This window comes from Brevundimonas sp. AJA228-03 (genome assembly GCF_017795885.1).
Classification (GTDB): Bacteria; Pseudomonadota; Alphaproteobacteria; order Caulobacterales; family Caulobacteraceae; genus Brevundimonas.
Genome location: NZ_CP059297.1, coordinates 2,671,337 through 2,687,089 on the forward strand (window position 1 = coordinate 2,671,337; position 15,753 = coordinate 2,687,089).

At 67.7% G+C, this 15,753-nt stretch carries 15 protein-coding genes; 6 read left to right on the forward strand and 9 right to left on the reverse strand.

The window, feature by feature from the left end; all coding sequences use genetic code 11:
* The first annotated feature begins 250 nt into the window (after positions 1-250).
* Together HZ989_RS13410 and HZ989_RS13415 are read left to right on the forward strand one after the other, a co-directional pair.
* Complete coding sequence (locus tag HZ989_RS13410; protein WP_209321300.1) at positions 251-421, forward strand: hypothetical protein; 171 nt, start codon at positions 251-253, stop codon at positions 419-421.
* Between the two features lie 32 nt (positions 422-453).
* Entirely contained in the window at positions 454-903 is a 450-nt protein-coding gene (locus tag HZ989_RS13415) for an SgcJ/EcaC family oxidoreductase (RefSeq protein WP_209321301.1), read from the forward strand.
* 1 nt (position 904) lies between these two features.
* Here HZ989_RS13415 and HZ989_RS13420 read toward each other — a convergent pair whose 3' ends face one another.
* The 7 genes from HZ989_RS13420 to HZ989_RS13450 all read right to left on the reverse strand — a co-directional run bounded on the left by HZ989_RS13420 (position 905) and on the right by HZ989_RS13450 (position 9,182).
* A complete protein-coding gene (locus HZ989_RS13420; protein WP_209321302.1) occupies positions 905-1,951 on the reverse strand; it encodes a Ca2+-dependent phosphoinositide-specific phospholipase C in 1,047 nt (348 codons plus the stop codon).
* Positions 1,952-1,980: 29 nt separating this feature from the next.
* Positions 1,981-4,617: a TonB-dependent receptor gene (locus tag HZ989_RS13425; protein WP_209321303.1), complete on the reverse strand. Its 2,637-nt coding sequence runs from the start codon at positions 4,615-4,617 to the stop codon at positions 1,981-1,983.
* Between the two features lie 140 nt (positions 4,618-4,757).
* Positions 4,758-5,810, reverse strand: coding sequence for an endo-1,4-beta-xylanase (locus HZ989_RS13430; RefSeq protein WP_209321304.1), 1,053 nt, complete (start codon positions 5,808-5,810; stop codon positions 4,758-4,760).
* 162 nt (positions 5,811-5,972) lie between these two features.
* The gene (locus HZ989_RS13435) at positions 5,973-6,383 is read right to left on the reverse strand and encodes a flagellar export protein FliJ (RefSeq protein ID WP_209321305.1); all 411 of its coding nucleotides are present in this window, start codon (positions 6,381-6,383) and stop codon (positions 5,973-5,975) included.
* A gap of 135 nt (positions 6,384-6,518) precedes the next feature.
* Entirely contained in the window at positions 6,519-7,868 is a 1,350-nt protein-coding gene (gene fliI / locus HZ989_RS13440) for a flagellar protein export ATPase FliI (protein ID WP_209321306.1), read from the reverse strand.
* A gap of 72 nt (positions 7,869-7,940) precedes the next feature.
* Positions 7,941-8,906, reverse strand: a complete 966-nt coding sequence (locus HZ989_RS13445; protein WP_209321307.1) for a hypothetical protein — start codon at positions 8,904-8,906, stop codon at positions 7,941-7,943.
* Between the two features lie 96 nt (positions 8,907-9,002).
* Positions 9,003-9,182 carry a hypothetical protein gene (locus tag HZ989_RS13450; protein WP_209321308.1) on the reverse strand — a complete coding sequence of 60 codons (180 nt, stop codon included), beginning with the start codon at positions 9,180-9,182 and terminating at the stop codon, positions 9,003-9,005.
* A gap of 359 nt (positions 9,183-9,541) precedes the next feature.
* Here HZ989_RS13450 and cysK point away from each other — a divergent pair, with 359 nt between their 5' ends.
* From cysK to HZ989_RS13465, 3 genes are all read left to right on the forward strand, one after another.
* Complete coding sequence (gene cysK, locus HZ989_RS13455) at positions 9,542-10,528, forward strand: cysteine synthase A (RefSeq protein WP_209321309.1); 987 nt, start codon at positions 9,542-9,544, stop codon at positions 10,526-10,528.
* 39 nt (positions 10,529-10,567) lie between these two features.
* Entirely contained in the window at positions 10,568-11,785 is a 1,218-nt protein-coding gene (locus HZ989_RS13460) for a DUF2336 domain-containing protein (protein WP_209321310.1), read from the forward strand.
* Positions 11,786-11,956: 171 nt separating this feature from the next.
* On the forward strand, positions 11,957-12,388 hold the full coding sequence (locus HZ989_RS13465; protein ID WP_209323135.1) for a MucR family transcriptional regulator: 432 nt from the start codon (positions 11,957-11,959) through the stop codon (positions 12,386-12,388).
* A 58-nt stretch (positions 12,389-12,446) separates the two neighbouring features.
* On the opposite strand, the gene HZ989_RS13470 is transcribed toward HZ989_RS13465, so the two are convergent.
* Positions 12,447-12,887, reverse strand: a complete 441-nt coding sequence (locus tag HZ989_RS13470; RefSeq protein WP_209321311.1) for a SufE family protein — start codon at positions 12,885-12,887, stop codon at positions 12,447-12,449.
* A 190-nt stretch (positions 12,888-13,077) separates the two neighbouring features.
* On the opposite strand from HZ989_RS13470, the gene HZ989_RS13475 reads away from it, so the two are divergent.
* Positions 13,078-14,799: a HAMP domain-containing sensor histidine kinase gene (locus HZ989_RS13475; RefSeq protein ID WP_209321312.1), complete on the forward strand. Its 1,722-nt coding sequence runs from the start codon at positions 13,078-13,080 to the stop codon at positions 14,797-14,799.
* 44 nt (positions 14,800-14,843) lie between these two features.
* Here the strand turns inward: HZ989_RS13475 and HZ989_RS13480 are convergent, their stop codons facing one another.
* A complete protein-coding gene (locus HZ989_RS13480) occupies positions 14,844-15,734 on the reverse strand; it encodes a hypothetical protein (RefSeq protein WP_209321313.1) in 891 nt (296 codons plus the stop codon).
* Positions 15,735-15,753: the final 19 nt, after the last annotated feature.

Genomic DNA, 15,753 nt, shown 5'->3' on the forward strand with positions numbered 1-15,753 from the left:
GGACCTCGGAGGAGGACCGAATGGTCGGGCATAAACATGTCGGCTGACAGCGCTTGGTCGAGCCGGGCTGGTGCGGCGGGTCAAGCTGCGCGTCTCCGCCACCCTCACGAAGGCGTGCAAAACGTCGATGTCCCGATCGAAGATGCGATCAGCCATACATAAGTATTTGTTATGCGTTGTATCACACCAATAAACTGGAACGGCCTTGATCCCGGCGTTACAGGGGCCCCGCTCAAACGCGGATTGATCCATGCCCGACCTCGCTGCCAGCCTTGAACGACTGACCTCTCCGGCGATCCTGTTCTTCTTCCCCGGCGCGGCGGCGGCTTTCGTGCGGTCAGACCTGGCCATCACCTTCCCCTTCAACCTGACCTTCGGCATCGCCCTCTACGCCGCTGCAGCCCATTGGCTGTGGTCGTGAGTGGGCACCTTCTTCAACAACGGAGACCAACGATGACGCTGTTTGCCCTCGCGACCCTGCTGCTGGCCGCGCCCGTCCAGGCGGCCTGTCCCGCCGTCACGACCGCCGGTGTCGAGGCCCAGTTCCAGCGGTTCAACGCCGCCTGGGCCACGCAAGACCCGGATACGGTGACCGCCCTGTTCACCGCAGAGCCGGTGTTGCTGCCGACGCTTTCGAACACGCCGCGCACGACGCCGGCGGCTGTCCGCGACTATTTCGTCGGCTTCCTGCGGAACCGCCCGGTCGGCCGGATCGACACCAGCACGGTTGAGATCGACTGCCAGACCGCATCACGCGTCGGCACCTGGACAGTGACCCTGACCGATCCCGCCACGGGTGCCAGCCGCGACGTGCACGCCCGCTATTCCTTCATCTACCGGTTCGAGGACGGCGAGTGGAAGATCGACCATCTCCATTCATCGGTGATGCCCGAAGGGCATTGATCTAGCGCGGTAGACGGATCGCCCCGGCCTCCGACGCACGCGGGTTCGGCTGGGAGAAGCCGTCGGCCAGCCGGACCACGAAGTTCAGGCCCAGCGGATCGGGCGCGCCCGGATAGTAGTCGGTGCTGATGATCTGGGCCCCGGCCTGGACGGCCGCGTCCAGTCGGCCGAGGTCGCCGATGCGCGCCTCGGCGGTGTTGGCGTCGGCCCGGCTGCGGACCAGAAACCCCTGGCCGACCAGACGCCGGATGGTTTCGCCCTCGACCACCGGGTCCTGAATGTTGAACACCGCCGCCTCGGCCGCATCCTCGGGATAGAAGCCGAACATCATCCGTCCGCGCAGGGCCGGATGGCCCTCGGCATACAGGGCGTTCAGGCGCGGGCTGGTGTCGTGGACCAGCAGCACCTTGCCGCGCGAGGCCTCGACCGTCGGCCAATGCCGGGCCAGCGCCGCCTCGCGCAGGGTGGCGTGATCGCCCCGCACGCTGTCGGGCGTGATGACCCGGTCGCCGAAGACGGTGCGAATGGTAGCATCGATCGCGTCCAGACCTGCGACGTCATAGGGTTCGGGTGCGTCGCGATTGTTGACCAGGATGACGATCAGCTCGTGGTCCGGATGGGCCGCGGACCAGTCGGCGACGATTGCCAGGCACAGCTCCAGCGTCAGGCAGTGGGTCTGATCGTCGAACGGCGGGATGTGCAGCACCTTGGCCCCCGGTGCGGACATGATGGCCAGGGCCCGCGGGTCGCCGGCATAGGGACCGGCGAACAGTCCGCCGTGGCGGTCCGAGACCGGATCGAATTCGAACTGGCGAATCCCCAGGGCCAGCTGGTCCTCTACCGGCGGGTGGCCGTACTCAAGGCCCGGAAGCAGGGTCGGTGCCGCCGCGCGGATGGCCTCGATCACCGGGGCATCCGGATAGGGTCGATAGGAGTTGTGGCTGCCCAGGATCTGGATCTGGTTGATCTTCAGATCCTGCGCCGACGCGGGCTGGGCCAGCGTCAGCAGGGCGAACGCCGCCATGAACGGTTTGCGGACATCGATCATCGCGGCGGGCCCCCGGACCTGGAGTTGGATCAGAAACGGGCGCGCAGGCTCAAGGTGACCGTTCGGCCGTAGTCATTGATTTCGGCAGGGCGGTTGGTCGAGCCGGCATAGGTGTATTTGTAGGCGTTGGTCAGATTGGTCGCCTCCAGCGTCACCGCATAGGTGTCGGTCACGTCGAACGAGATCGAACCGTCCAGCGAGCCGAAATCGTCGACGAAGGTCTGGGCCTGGGTCGTGCTGCCGGTGCCGGACAGGAACTTCGCGCGCCAGAAATAGCCGATCCGGGCCTGCAACCGGTCACGCTCGTAGAAGGCCACCAGATTGTAGCTGGTCTTGGACAGACCCACCAGTTCGTCGGTGATGATGCGCGCGCCCGAGGTGAACTCGGATTTCACGTCCACCAGCGTGAAGGACGCTTGCAAGCCCAGACCGTCGAAAGGCGCAGGCAGGAAGTCGAACACCTGATTATAGGCGGCCTCGAAACCGGTCAGCTTGGCCTCGCCACCGTTGGCCAGGCTGGACAGCAGGATGTCGCCGCGTCCCGGCACCTGGATCGTGGTGTTGGCGGCGGTGATGTAGTCGTCCAGCTTCTTGTAGAAGACCGCGCCGGTCAGCGAGCCGGTCGGGGCGAAATACCATTCCAGCGACACGTCGGCCTGGGTCGCCAGGAAAGGCTCCAGCGCCGGGTTGCCGCCGGACGCCGTCGGGCTGTCGCGCGAGACGGTGATGCGTGGCGCGATGTCGACCAGGTTGGGCCGGGTCAGGACCCGCGAGGCGGAGGCACGGGCGATCAGGGTATCGGTGAGCTCTGCACGCAGGTTCAGGCTGGGGAGCCAGTCGTCATAGGTCTTGGGATAGCTGACCGGTGTGGGTGTCGTGCCGTTGACCAGCGTGCCGCTGGCCGTCTGTTCGGTCTGGCTGTAGCGGACGCCGACATTGCCGGTCACCGGGATCGACCCGACATCGAACGCGAAGTCGCCCCGCACGTAGGCGGCGCTGACGGTCTCGCTCACCACGAACGAACTGCGCAGGTCGGCCGTGGATGGGGCCTGGTTGCGCACCGCATCGGTATAGAGAAGGTTGAAGAAGGCCGTGCGCGACGGTGCCACCCAGACGCGCGGGGTATTGCCGCCGAAATCCGACAGGAAGTTCGTGATCGGCAGCGTCGTGACGAAGTTGGACCCCAGGGTCGAGACCGGCACGCCGAGCAGGGTGTTCAGCACGATGTCGCGGCGGATGTAGTTGCGCTCACGCTCGCGATACTGGGCCCCGAAGGCGATGCGGGTCAGGAAGCCGTCGAATTCGCGATGGGCGTCCAGCTTCGCGGCCTGGTCGGTGTCGCGCGAATCCTTGCGGGTATAGTCGAAGGCGTCGCCCGAATAGTTGGCCGGATTGTTATAGTCGACCGGCCCGGACAGGAGGGCGACCTCCTTGTACCCGCGCGAAAAGTCGAACGTCAGCGGCGCGAAATAGGAAATCCGGTTGCGCGTCGTGGCCAGACCTGCGGGATGATAGCTGCGGGCATAGGAGTAGGTCAGGTCGCCCGTGACGGTCCATTCGCCCGGCGTCCAGGTCTGTTTCAGGCCCCAGACCTGCAGGTCGTGGCGGTTCAGGCTGGTCTCGCGCGAGGCCATCCAGCGGACGTTGTCGATGGTGCCCGACACGATGGTGTCGCCGACCACGCGCTGGGTGCCCGCCCGGAACACCGGTTGGCGGAAGGTGCGATCGTCCGGATAGATGTCGAGGCCGTACTCGTCGTAGTCGACGTCCAGACGGGTGATCAGGAAGTCGAAATCGGTCTGGAAGTCGTCATTGGGACGCCATTGCAGGGCCAGCGAGCCCGAGACGCGTTCGCGATCTTCAAGCTCGATGGTCGGGCGGGTTCTCGTCGGAGCATAGAGACCTGCGGGCAGGCCACCGGCCACCGCCGGGGTAAACCGGTCCAGCACCCAGCCGAAGTTGAAGAAGCGGTCGTTGCGGACGGTCCGCTCGTCATACAAACCGGAGACCAGCACGCCCAGGGTGCCATCCTGGTTGTTCCAGCTGTAGAGGCCCGAGACCGAGGGATCGGTCTTTTCGGCCAGATCATTGTAGGACGCCCGCAGTGACAGGGCCGCGCGGGATCCCAGATCCAGGGGACGGAAGGTGTGGACGTCGATATTGCCGCCCAGGGCCCCGTCGTTCATGTCCGCGGTCGGGGCCTTCACCACCTCGATCGACGACACCAGTTCGGACGGCAGGACCTCGAAGCGGAAGTTGCGACCCTGCGCCCCGCCGTTCTCGATCAGCTCGTTGATGGCGACCGAACGGCCGTTCAGTTCGACGTTCTGGAACTGGGGCCCAAGGCCACGCACGCTGATGAACAGGCCCTGCCCGCGCTGGCGGTCCAGCGTCACGCCCGGAACCGTCTGCAGCGCCTCGGCGGCGTTCAGGCTGGGAAACTTGCCGATGTCCTCGGCGGTCACGGCGTCCAGGCTGTAGTCGGCCTCGCGCTTCAGGGTCGACGCGCGCTGCAGACTGCGGGCGTAGCCGGTGACGATGATTTCGTCGACGGTGTCCTCGGCCGTCTGGACCGGCGCGGCAGAGGTCTGGGCGAACGCTGCGCTCGCGCCGAGTGTCACGAAACAGACGGTTGCGGCCGTCCCGAGCAAGGTCGTCTTCAGCATGATGATGGATCCCCGCGCCGCCGTGCCCCATGCGGGCAGCGCTGCGGTGCCATAGGCCGGGATTGCGACGCAGTTATTTGATCAAGGCGACGGTTCGACAGCCTATTGTGCGTGTACGGAGCCGTATCGTCCGGGGTCGGCTAATCGCCCTGAAGACCCGCCATCACGGCGCGATACATCGGGTTGGGCCGCCCGGCCGTGTCGAACAGCAGGGGGCTGTCCTTGCCGTCGTCACGAGCTCCGCCCCTCAGCCAGCTGTCGGTGTCGCGCAGGCCCCAGACGGTGAAGGCGAACCTCTGGGCCGACGGAAGCGCAACGAAGGCCTCGGTCAGTTCGGCGACGCGCGCGGTCTGCTGGTCGATCTTCTGGCGCGGCGAGCGGATGTCGATGCGGCCCTCGGATCGCAGACTGGCATCCAGCTCCGACACATGGATCGGCAGGCCGAACCGGGCGGCTTCCTTGAAAAAGGCGCGGGTTTGGCCGACGGGGATCTCGATATCCAGGTGCGACTGGGTGCCGATACCGCCGACGGGGACCCCCGCCTTCAGCAGCCGCTCGACCAGCCGCAGAAAGGTCGCGCCCTTCACCGGATTGTTCTCCAGATTGTAGTCGTTCAGGAACAGCACCGCATCCGGATCGGCCATCTTCGCCTGTTCGAAGGCGCGGGCGATATAGCCTTCCTGCCCCAGGACGTCCGACCACAGGCAGGACCGCAGTCCGTTCCCGTCCTCGGCCACCGCCTCATTGACGACGTCCCAGCCGGTGGCGCGGCCGCGGTATCGCCCGACGACCTCGGCGATGTAGCGGTCGTACTCCCGCCGGAACCGCGCCGGGTCCAGCGACCGGAAGAAGGCGCTGTCCTGGGAATACCAGATCAGGGTGGTGCAATAGAGCCTGAGCTCATGCGCCGTGCAGAAGTCGGCGATCCGGTCGGGGGCGTCCCAGCGATAGTCGCCGGTCTCCGACAGGATGTACTCCATCTTCATCTCCCACTCCGGCGTCAGCTGGGAGACGTGAGTCAGGGCCAGGTTCACCCAGGCCGGTTCGTCGAAATGCCCGCTCATGGCGGCCACGCCGATCGGGAAGGGCGCGATGGATTTCAAAGGTGTGGCATCGACCGCCGGCGCGGCCTCGGTGTTCCCGCAGGCGGCCAGAGCGAGGGATGACAGCAGAACAGAGCGGCGGTCGATCATCGTTCTCCCTCCCCCTCGGGGGAGGGTGGTCGAAGCGAAGCGAAGACCGGGTGGGGAGGGCAAGGCAATCTGGACTCCGGTCTGGGCGGCCTCGTCTTGCCGCCCCCACCCGATCGCTTCGCGATCTGCCCTCCCCCGCAGGGGGAGGGAGATGGGTGTGCGTTAGCCCGCACGCTTCCTCAACCCCATCTCGTCGAACGCCGCCGTCTCACGCTTGCCGGCGGCGACGATGGCGTTCAGACGGGTCATCTCGGCGACGTGTTCGAACTTCTTCAGCTCGGAATAGGCCCCGGTCAGGGCGTCACGGGCCCCTTCTTCCTCGGCGTCCAGGGTGACCAGGTCGCCCTCGGCGGCACCCTTTCGGGCCTTCCAGCCCGTCAGATAGCCCTGCAGCATCATTGCGGCCTCCGCGTCGATCCGGGCGCGCTCGCGCTCGATCTCGGCCTCGGCATCCAGAACGGCCAGGCGCATCTCGGCCGATGCCTTCTTCGACGTGATCTCGGCGAGGCGCTTCTGCAGCGTCTCCACCTCATAGTTGGAAATGCGGATCAGGGAATGGGCCCAGGCGGTCATACGGTTACAGTACCTTTATCCAGATCAAGTCAGTGGCGAGAGGCGAGTGGCGGGTGGCGAGAGAGCCGGCGACCTCGTCGATGGACTGATCGTCAGCCATCGTCCGCGATGCGCGCCCGGTCTTCGCTTCACTCGTCACTCGCCACTTTGAACCAGACCTTGGTTCAGAATGCTTTCCAACCGGTTGAAGGAATCGGCCATCCGCGTGACGTCCTCCTTGTCCTGACCCAGGAACGCCTCCAGCGCCGGGTTCAGGGCGATGGCACGGTCGGTGACCGGGTCGGCCCCCGCGCGATAGGCCCCGATCTTGATCAGCTCCTCCATCGACGCATAGGCCGACAGACACTGGCGCGCCCGCTTGTTCAGCTCGCGCTCCGGCGGGGTCTGGCACCCCGGCAGGGTCCGGCTGACGGACTTCAGCACATCGATGGCCGGAAACCGCCCGCGCTCGGCGATCTTGCGATCCATCACGATATGCCCGTCCAGGATCCCGCGCACCGCGTCGGCGATCGGCTCGTCGTGATCGCCGCCGTCCACCAGCACGGTGAACATGGCCGTGATCGGTGCCGCCGTCGTCCCGTCCGGCCGGATCGGCCCCGGTCCGGCGCGTTCCAGCAGCTTGGGCAGTTCGGAGAAGACGGTGGGGGTATAGCCCTTGGTCGTCGGCGGTTCGCCCGCCGCCAGTCCGATCTCGCGCTGGGCCATGGCGAAGCGGGTGACCGAGTCCATCAGGCACAGCACTTCCAGATCCTGGTCCCGAAGGTATTCGGCGATCGCCATGGTCATATAGGCCGCCTGACGCCGCTTCAGCGCCGGCTCGTCCGACGTCGCCACCACGACGATGGCGCGACGCAGACCCTCTTCGCCCAGGGTCTCCTCGATGAATTCGCGCACTTCCCGGCCCCGTTCGCCGATCAGGCCGACGACGACGGCGTCGCAGGTCGCCTGACGCGCCAGCATGGACAACAGCACCGACTTGCCCACGCCCGAGCCCGCGAAGATGCCCAGACGCTGGCCCCGGCAGGTCGTGGTGAAGACGTCCATCGACCGCACGCCCAGGTCCAGCCGCTCCCCCACCCGGCCTCGCGCATGGGCGGCGGGCGGCGCGGCGCGCAGCGGATAGGGTGCGGGCCCCTGCGGCAGCGGCCCCTTGCCGTCGATCGGCTGGCCGAAGGCATCGATGATCCGGCCCAGCCAGGCCGTGGTCGGCTGGACCGCCGCCGCCTGGCCGATGATGTGGATGTCGGCCCCCGGCGCCACGCCCTCGACCGGGCCGAACGGCATCAGCAGGGCCTTAGAGTCGCGAAACCCGACCACCTCCGCCGGCAGGGGCGTGGTCCCCCGTCGCCCGATCTCGGCCCGCGCCCCGACGGCCAGCCGCGACAGCCCGCCCTTCGCCTCGATCAGCAGGCCGGACACGCCCGCCACCTTGCCGGTGACGACCAGGGGATCGACGGCTTCGACGGCGGCAACCAGGTTGTGCATCCAAAGAGGGATGCGGGATCGTGGTTAACGAGGGGTGAAGCGTCCGCGTCGTCAGGCGATACAGATGTGGGCTCAGTAATCCGCGTGTTCGCTTATCTCCAGCAGGGCCGCGCCCTTGTCCGCCTCACCATAGGCTCCGACCCAGACGGAGTAGGTCCCGGCCTCAGGTGTGGGGAAGTACAGCTCGGCATTCTGGCTGCCGCCACTGTCGTCATTACAGTACCAGTCGCCGCTGGGCGACTGAAGCAGGATCGTCGTGTCCTTGATCGATACCGTTCTGAAAATGAGGCCGGGGCTCCCGGGCCAGAACGCCAGCAGCACGTCGGGGGCCGTGCTGATCAGCCCGACGCAACCTTCGGCGACGTTCGAGGCCAGATCGTCACCCCCGGCATACACAAGGGTCTGGTTGGGGCTGGGCCAGAAGCCGCTTTCGAGCATCAGAGTTCCATACGTGCCCATGGCCGCCGGCGCCGTTGCCGACAAGTCCATCGCGTCGGCGGCAGCATCGGCAGCATCGGCAGCGGCATCGGCAAGCGACGGATCGAGCGTCTCTCCGGGCCAGGCCGGAGCCGAGCGGCCATCCGGCAGACCGCTGATCTCCAGCAGAGCCTGCACGCCCGTCTCGACCTGGGCACCGACGTAGATCAGCCAGGTCCCGCTGTCCGGGCTCGGGAAATACAGCTGCGCGTTCAGGCCTCCGCGACCGTTGTCGTCGCAATACCAGCTGCCGTTGGGCGCATGGACCAGCAACGTCGTATCCGCCGCCGCCGCGGTCCTCAAGAACAGGGGCTGGTCGCCAGCCCAATAGGTCAACTGCACGTTGGGAGCACTGCCGACAAGGCCAGCGCAGCCCCCGCCAATGGACGATGCCAGGATCGGCCCGCCTGCGCCGCCGCTGACGGAAACGGGGTCGGGCCTGAAGTCCGAAACGAGCTCCAGTGCGCTCCATGTGGGATAGGCGTCGAGGTCCTGGCCCGATGCAGCGGCCGGAACGCCCCACGCCACCGCGAGCGCGAGGAAGACACAACGGATCGACATGACTTTTCTTCCAACGGCGTTCCGTCAACCAAGCCCATCGCGCGGGCCTGCGTCAAGCGTGAGGAATGGCGGGCGTCTCCGTCGCGAGACCGCGTCCTACGCCTCGATCCTGTCGTGCACCCTGGCCGCCAGGTCGCCCATGAAGAAGGGCTTGGTCACGACCTCCATGCAGGGGGCCAGAAGGCCGTTTCCGACCGCTGCGTTCTCGGCATAGCCGGTGATGAACAGCACCTTCAGGTCCGGCCGATCCAGACGCGCGGCCTCGGCAGAGAGCATGGGCGGCGGATTTGTCCCCGTCTCCCTTTCTCCCCCTCCTTCATGGGCAGGGAGAGCGGATCACACCGCCGCAAACGCCCGGTGAGCGTCGATGCCGGATTTCTGTTCAGTCCTTGGTCCGCTCCCCCGGGACCGATCCGTCGCGGAGACGCATGACAGGTTTCAACGATACCCTGGCCGTTTCCCCAGGTGGATCGACGACGAAATCTTGGGGCGGGGTTCAGCAATAATGCCTTGTGCCTCCGGGTGCCGGACCTATGTCTGTCGCAGCCGCTCCGGCCGCGCCGGGGCGATCGGCGAATCTGCACAAAGTGCACAATGTGCACTCAATTCCAGAGCGACCCACCGGAGCCTCCCCCATGTCCGACCTGCCCGCCGCCTACGACACGGTCCGCCACGCCACGCACGGGCGGGGCAAGGTCTATGACAGCATCCTGGACACCATCGGCGACACGCCCATCGTCGGCCTGCCGCGCCTGTCGGCCGAATACCAGCCCAGGGCCCGCGTGCTGGCCAAGCTGGAGTTCTTCAACCCCATCGCCTCGGTCAAGGACCGGATCGGCGTGGCCATGGTCGAGGCGCTGGAGGCGGCGGGCCGGTTGAACGCCGACAGCGTCCTGATCGAACCGACCAGCGGCAACACCGGCATCGCCCTGGCCTTCGTCGCCGCAGCCAAGGGCTATCGCCTGATCCTGGTCATGCCGGAATCGATGTCGATCGAGCGGCGCAAGATGCTGTCCCTGCTGGGCGCCGAGCTGGTCCTGACGCCCGCCGAGAAGGGCATGAAGGGGGCCATCGCCCTGGCCGCGGACCTGCTGGCCAACACCCCGGGCGCGGTCAGCCCATCGCAGTTCGAGAATCCCGCCAACCCCTCCATCCACCGGGTCACGACGGCCGAGGAAATCTGGAACGATACGGGCGGCACGGTGGACATCGTCGTGTCCGGCGTCGGCACAGGCGGGACCATCACAGGCGTCGGCCAGGGCCTGAAGGCGAAGAAGCCCTCGGTCCGCATGATCGCGGTCGAACCGACCGCCTCGCCCGTGCTGTCGGGCGGCGAGCCTGGCCCGCACAAGATCCAGGGCATCGGCGCGGGCTTCATCCCCGCCATCGTCGACCGCTCGGTCATCGACGGCGTCGAACAGGTCTCCAACGAGGACAGTTTCGAAATGGCGCGCAAGGCCGCCCGCGTCGAAGGCATTCCCGTCGGCATCTCCTCCGGCGCCGCCCTGACTGCCGCCTTCCGCCTGGCCGCGCTCGAAGAGAACGCCGGCAAGACCATCGTCGTCATCATCCCCAGCTTCGCCGAACGCTATCTGTCGACGGCGCTGTTCGAAGGGCTGTAAGCGCGCGGTTAACCGTCTTGCCAGTAGGCTGGCACCTGTATGACCGATCCGGCCCCAGCTCCTGCGCCTGACGCACCGTCACCGGGCTTTCGCGCGCGTCATGCACTGCTTAAGCGGCTGGCCGATGTGGTGTCGCTGCCCGGCAGCCGGGTCAACACCTTTGAGCGATCGGTGGTCGGGGATCTGCTGATCGAAATCCTGCGACTGGCGGCCCCGCAAGAGCGCCATCGCGTGGCCCAGCGCCTGGCACCGCTCGGAGACTTGCCCAACAGCCTGGCGCGGATGCTGATGCGCGACGAACCCGCTATCGCCGGCCTGCTGATCGAGGGCTGCGCCGCCCTCAGCGATGCCGACCTGGTCGCCTGCGCCCGCGACACCGGCATCGAACACCGCGTCCTGATGGCCAGCCGACGCGGCCTGTCGGAGGTCGTCACCGAGACCCTGATCGCCTTCGACGAGCTCCCGGTGATCGAGGGGGTCCTGAAGAACACCACCGCCCGCCTGTCCCAGAGCGGGGTCGAGGCGATCGTCAGCCTGAGCCGGGCCGCGCCCGAGCTGTGCGGCCACATGCTACGCCGGTCCGAGCTGCGACCATCCGGGGCCTATGTGATGTTCTGGTGGAGCGGGGCCGAGGACCGGAAGACCATCCTGCAGCGTTTCGCCGTGTCGCGCGAAGTCATGCAGGAGGTCGTCGAGGACGTCTTTGCCATGGCCGCTGAGGAGCGCTGGCAGGACCCGGTGTCGCGCAAGGCCCTGCAGTTCATCGAGCGCCGCCAGCGAAACCGGGTGGCCATCGAAAAGAGCCCCTACGCCAGTCTGGAACACGCCGTCGCCGAGGCCGCCAGGACGGGCCTGAACCCCGAGGTCGCCGCCGAGATCGCCCATCTGGCGGGCATCAAACCCCTGACCGCAGCCAAGATCCTGTGCGACGTCGGTGGCGAACCCCTCGCCATCCTGTGCAAGGCCACCGGCCTGTCCCGTGTCGACCTGCAGTACCTGTGGCGTTCGATACGGCGGCCAGAAACCCGGGCCGACGGCTCTGTGCATCCCGACTGGGAGCGGGTGCAGACCACCTATGAGATGCTGGCGGTCGATCGCGCCCAGACGGTTCTGCGTTACTGGAACTGGTCGCTGTCTTCCGCCCTGTCACCTGCCTTGCTGAAGGCGATCCGCGATGGCGACGACCAGGGCCTGGACGACTATTCGGCAGCCGAACGCGCAGCGATCATGGCCCTGTCCGAAAACTTCGGCCGCTGATCTCCGGAGGGGCCGGAGCGCATCTATAGTTAAAACTGCTCTTGTCCAGACGTTTCTCTGAAGAAGACCTGCCGACGCATTGCTTTCGGTATGAAATATCAGTATTTCCCGACTCACAATCGCAACCGTGCGACAAGTCTAGACAGGGAAATGACGATGGACGCGACAAGAATGGACGACCGGTCCGAGCTTCTGGAAATGACGGCGGACATCGTGTCGGCCTATGTTGGCAACAACAGCGTGTCGGCCAACGATCTGCCGTCGCTGATTTCCAATATCCATGCGGCACTGAGCCAGGTCTCGACCGGCGTCGTCGAGGTGGAGCCCGAGGTCAAGGAACCTGCCGTGCCGATCCGCAAGTCGATCAGCCCCGATTTCCTGATCTGCCTGGAAGATGGCCGCAAGTTCAAGTCGCTGAAGCGCCACCTGCGCACGAAATACGACATGAGCCCCGAGGAATACCGCGCCAAATGGGGTCTGCCGAAAGACTATCCGATGGTCGCCCCCAACTATGCCAAGGCCCGCTCGGACCTGGCCAAGCAGATGGGCCTGGGCCAGGGCGGCCGCAAACCCGCCCGCGCCCCGCGCGCCGCCAAGAAGTAACGAACCTCCACCGCCTTCGGCGATCCCCCTCCCCCGTGAAGAACGGGGGAGGGTTTTTCTATCCCGTGCCCATCGCCTCCTGCCGGATGCGACCGACCATGGCGTTCAGGCCATTGGCCCTCTGGCGGGTCAGGGCCTGCGGCAGGCCCAGCCGGTCCAGCGCGGCCCTGGCGTCGAAGGCCAGGATCTCCGGACCCGTGCGGTCGGAATAGAGCTTCAGCAACAGGGCCACATTGCCCTTCGAGATCGCGCTGTCGCTGTCGGCGCGGAAGGTCAGGCGGTCGCCCCCCTTCCCGTCCCCCGTGCGGCCTGAGGCCAGCCAGACCTGGGCGGCACACCCGGGCACCTTGTTCGCCTCGACCCGATCCTCGTCCGGCAGCGGAGCCAGATCCTTCCCCAGGTCGATCACATAGGCGATGCGCTGTTCCCAGTCCTCCAGCACGTCGAAGTCCTCGATCAGTTCGGCCAGGGTGTCGTCAATCGTGCCAGCTTCGGTCATGGCGCGCAGATAGCCCCGGCATGGGTCAAGAACAACGAGGCGGATCGTCCCCGGCGACAGGGTCTGCCGTCCCTTCGCGGGTTCGCCCCACGCGCGTGCGGGCTTTGGACGACTCAAGCGCAAGGCTAGTGTCCGGTCCGGTACGACTCCCCTTGCCCCGCCTTTCGCCCGAAGGCCTCCGGACCCGCGATTGACCTCACCCGCCCCCACATCGCCGGACGCCAGGGACGGTCCGGCCAAAGGCGTTGCGTCCCGCGCGACGGTCGCCGAAGGCGTGCCCGCCCTGGCCGCCTGGCACGGGGCATGGACGGCGGCGATCATGCTGGCCACCCTGGCTGCGATCTGGGTCGGGGCCCTGGGCGGTCCCGCTGCATTCGGCAGCCTGGCCATGCTGGTCCCCGGCCTGGCGGGACTGGCGCTGATCCGCTGGGACGGCCCGGGCGAGCGGGCCCTGGTCCTGGTGGTCTGGACGCTCGTCGCCCTGGGTGCCTCGGTCCTGTCGGGCGGTCTCGGCGGACCTCTGGTGGGGTTCATCGCCATGCCGTTCGTCGCCGGCCTGGCGCTGGGCGGGCCGAGGCACGGTGTGCGGCTGGCGCAGGGCGGTGCCCTGGGTTCGGCCATCGCCGCAGGGGGCGGTCAGCTGTCCGCCTGGCTGATCGGAGCCCCCAATACGAACATCGGCGTGGCCACCGGCACGGCCCTGCTGGCGGCGGTCGCGGCCGCGCTGGCCATGCGCCTGGCGTGGCGCATCCGCGAGACACGGCTGGTGGTGGCGGAGGAGACGACCCGCCGGATCGAGGCCCTGCTGACCAACCAGCCGGGGCTGACCCTGGTGCTGGAACCATCGGGACGGGTGCAGGGGGCCTATGGCTGCGCACCGCCCGCGCTGAATGTCGATGCGCTGTTCGAGCAGGGGCTGATCGCGGCCATCCATGCCCCGGACCGGCGGCCGCTCCTGGACGCCATCGATACGGCGCTGCGCGGACACCCGACCCAGGTCAGCTTCGCCCCGCGTCAGGCGCTGGACCGGCGCGTCACCCTGATCCTGCGCCGGGCCAACGATGCGGCCGGTCGACCGCGCCTGGTCGCCCAGGCCTTCGACGGCACCCGCCAGTTCGCCACCGAGATCGGGCTGGAGGCGGCCCGCGCCGAGGCCGAGGCCCAGAACGCCGGCAAGACCCGCTTCCTCGCCAATATGAGCCACGAACTGCGCACGCCCCTGAACGCCGTCCTGGGGTTCAGCGACGTGATGCGCCAGCGCCTGTTCGGACCCCTGTCACCGAAATACGCCGAATACGCCGACAACATCCACGAGGCCGGGTCCCACCTGCTGGACCTGATCGGCGATGTGCTGGACGTGTCCAAGATCGAGGCCGAACGCTACGAGCTTATCCGCGAGGCGTTCGATGCACGCGAGGTCGTCTCGGCCGCCGTAGCCCTGGTGCGGGTCTCAGCCACGGACAGGGGCGTCACCCTGGCCAGCCTGCTGCCGGACGATCCGATCGACGTCGACGCCGACCGCCGGGCCCTGAAGCAGATCACGCTGAACCTGCTGTCCAACGCCATCAAGTTCACGCCGTCGGGTGGCTCTGTGACCCTGACGCTGGAGACGATCGGGCCGTACCTGGAGCTGGTCGTGGCCGACACCGGCGTCGGCATCGCCTCCAGCGACCTGAATCGCCTGGGTCGTCCGTTCGAGCAGGCGGGCGAGGCCGATCAGCGGGCCAGGGGCACGGGCCTGGGTCTGTCGCTGGTCCGGGCCCTGGCCGAACTGCACGGGGGGCGCATGAGCATCGATTCCACCCTGGGCGAAGGCACGGCCGTCACGGTGCGCCTGCCGGTGGTGTCCGTGGGCCGGGCCGGGCCGCCGGAAGGCGGGGCCGAGATCATTCCGCTGAACGCGGCAGATTAGGCGCGACGTCGTTCCCCTCCCCGAGGGAGAGGGCGAAGCGGATGTCAGACCGTCCCCAACCCCACGAACGCCCGCGCCGCAGCGAAGTCTCCGGCCTCGAAGGTCGTGGTGGCGACGCTGCCGTCGCGGAACAGGAACTCCACCAGGAAGGGCTCGCGCGGATCCAGTGTGGCCAGGGCATCGGCCCCGGTCTGGGGGAAGCGCCAGATCTCGCCCTGGGTCCGGCCGGTGGCCAGCAGGGTCGGGGCCGCCGGGGCGGTGCCGGCCGACCAGATTTCCTTGCGCGCCGAGACGGGCGGCAGGACTGCGGACCCGGCGGCGGTCAGCCACGGGCGCGGAGCCAGGGCCGGGTCGCGCATCACGATCCGCGCGGCATAGGGTCGTGGACGACCGACGAAGGACACCACGGCCGACAGGACGTTGCCGCCGAACACCGTGCCGGGTTGCGCCGGACTGGCGCTGAGGCCGAACCGGACGGGTGAGGCCCCGACCACCGAGGGCTGGACCAGTCGCCAGGCGGCATCCTCGCGCCGGACGCGGTCGGCGGTCCAGGTGGCGCGGTCGCCGATGAAGTCCATGCGCGGAATGCGCTGCCAGCCGGCGAAGGCGTCGGCGACGCGGTCGCGCACCATCGCCAGCTCGGGGTTGGCGCAATCCACCCGCGCGGCCCGGTAACGGGCGCGGGCCGCGGTCTCGTTCAGCGTCGCCTCGGCCACGCCGCCCCTCAGGGCAGCGCCGCGCGACTGAAGCGTCGCCGCCGACAGCGCCCCGGCGACCGGCGCCTGGAACAGACGACATTTCCGGTCGGCGGCCAGGACGAAGGTCCGGTCGTAATAGGTCCCGCCGCCCTCGGCCGAGGCCAGGACGGGCGACAGGGCCAGGACGGCGCCGATGGTCACGGCGCTGGCGATACGGGAGAAACGGCCTATCCTCATGGGCCCGACCGTAGCGCCA

What these genes read in the sequence shown, in the direction of transcription:
- fliI (WP_209321306.1), bottom strand. Translation starts at nt 7,868, where the DNA reads ATGCACAACCTGGTTGCCGCCGTCGAAGCCGTCGATCCCCTGGTCGTC.
- HZ989_RS13435 (WP_209321305.1), bottom strand. Translation starts at nt 6,383, where the DNA reads ATGACCGCCTGGGCCCATTCCCTGATCCGCATTTCCAACTATGAGGTG.
- HZ989_RS13480 (WP_209321313.1), bottom strand. Translation starts at nt 15,734, where the DNA reads ATGAGGATAGGCCGTTTCTCCCGTATCGCCAGCGCCGTGACCATCGGC.
- HZ989_RS13460 (WP_209321310.1), top strand. Translation starts at nt 10,568, where the DNA reads ATGACCGATCCGGCCCCAGCTCCTGCGCCTGACGCACCGTCACCGGGC.
- HZ989_RS13445 (WP_209321307.1), bottom strand. Translation starts at nt 8,906, where the DNA reads ATGTCGATCCGTTGTGTCTTCCTCGCGCTCGCGGTGGCGTGGGGCGTT.
- HZ989_RS13430 (WP_209321304.1), bottom strand. Translation starts at nt 5,810, where the DNA reads ATGATCGACCGCCGCTCTGTTCTGCTGTCATCCCTCGCTCTGGCCGCC.
- HZ989_RS13465 (WP_209323135.1), top strand. Translation starts at nt 11,957, where the DNA reads ATGGACGACCGGTCCGAGCTTCTGGAAATGACGGCGGACATCGTGTCG.
- HZ989_RS13410 (WP_209321300.1), top strand. Translation starts at nt 251, where the DNA reads ATGCCCGACCTCGCTGCCAGCCTTGAACGACTGACCTCTCCGGCGATC.
- HZ989_RS13425 (WP_209321303.1), bottom strand. Translation starts at nt 4,617, where the DNA reads ATGCTGAAGACGACCTTGCTCGGGACGGCCGCAACCGTCTGTTTCGTG.
- HZ989_RS13415 (WP_209321301.1), top strand. Translation starts at nt 454, where the DNA reads ATGACGCTGTTTGCCCTCGCGACCCTGCTGCTGGCCGCGCCCGTCCAG.
- HZ989_RS13420 (WP_209321302.1), bottom strand. Translation starts at nt 1,951, where the DNA reads ATGATCGATGTCCGCAAACCGTTCATGGCGGCGTTCGCCCTGCTGACG.
- HZ989_RS13470 (WP_209321311.1), bottom strand. Translation starts at nt 12,887, where the DNA reads ATGACCGAAGCTGGCACGATTGACGACACCCTGGCCGAACTGATCGAG.
- cysK (WP_209321309.1), top strand. Translation starts at nt 9,542, where the DNA reads ATGTCCGACCTGCCCGCCGCCTACGACACGGTCCGCCACGCCACGCAC.
- HZ989_RS13450 (WP_209321308.1), bottom strand. Translation starts at nt 9,182, where the DNA reads ATGCTCTCTGCCGAGGCCGCGCGTCTGGATCGGCCGGACCTGAAGGTG.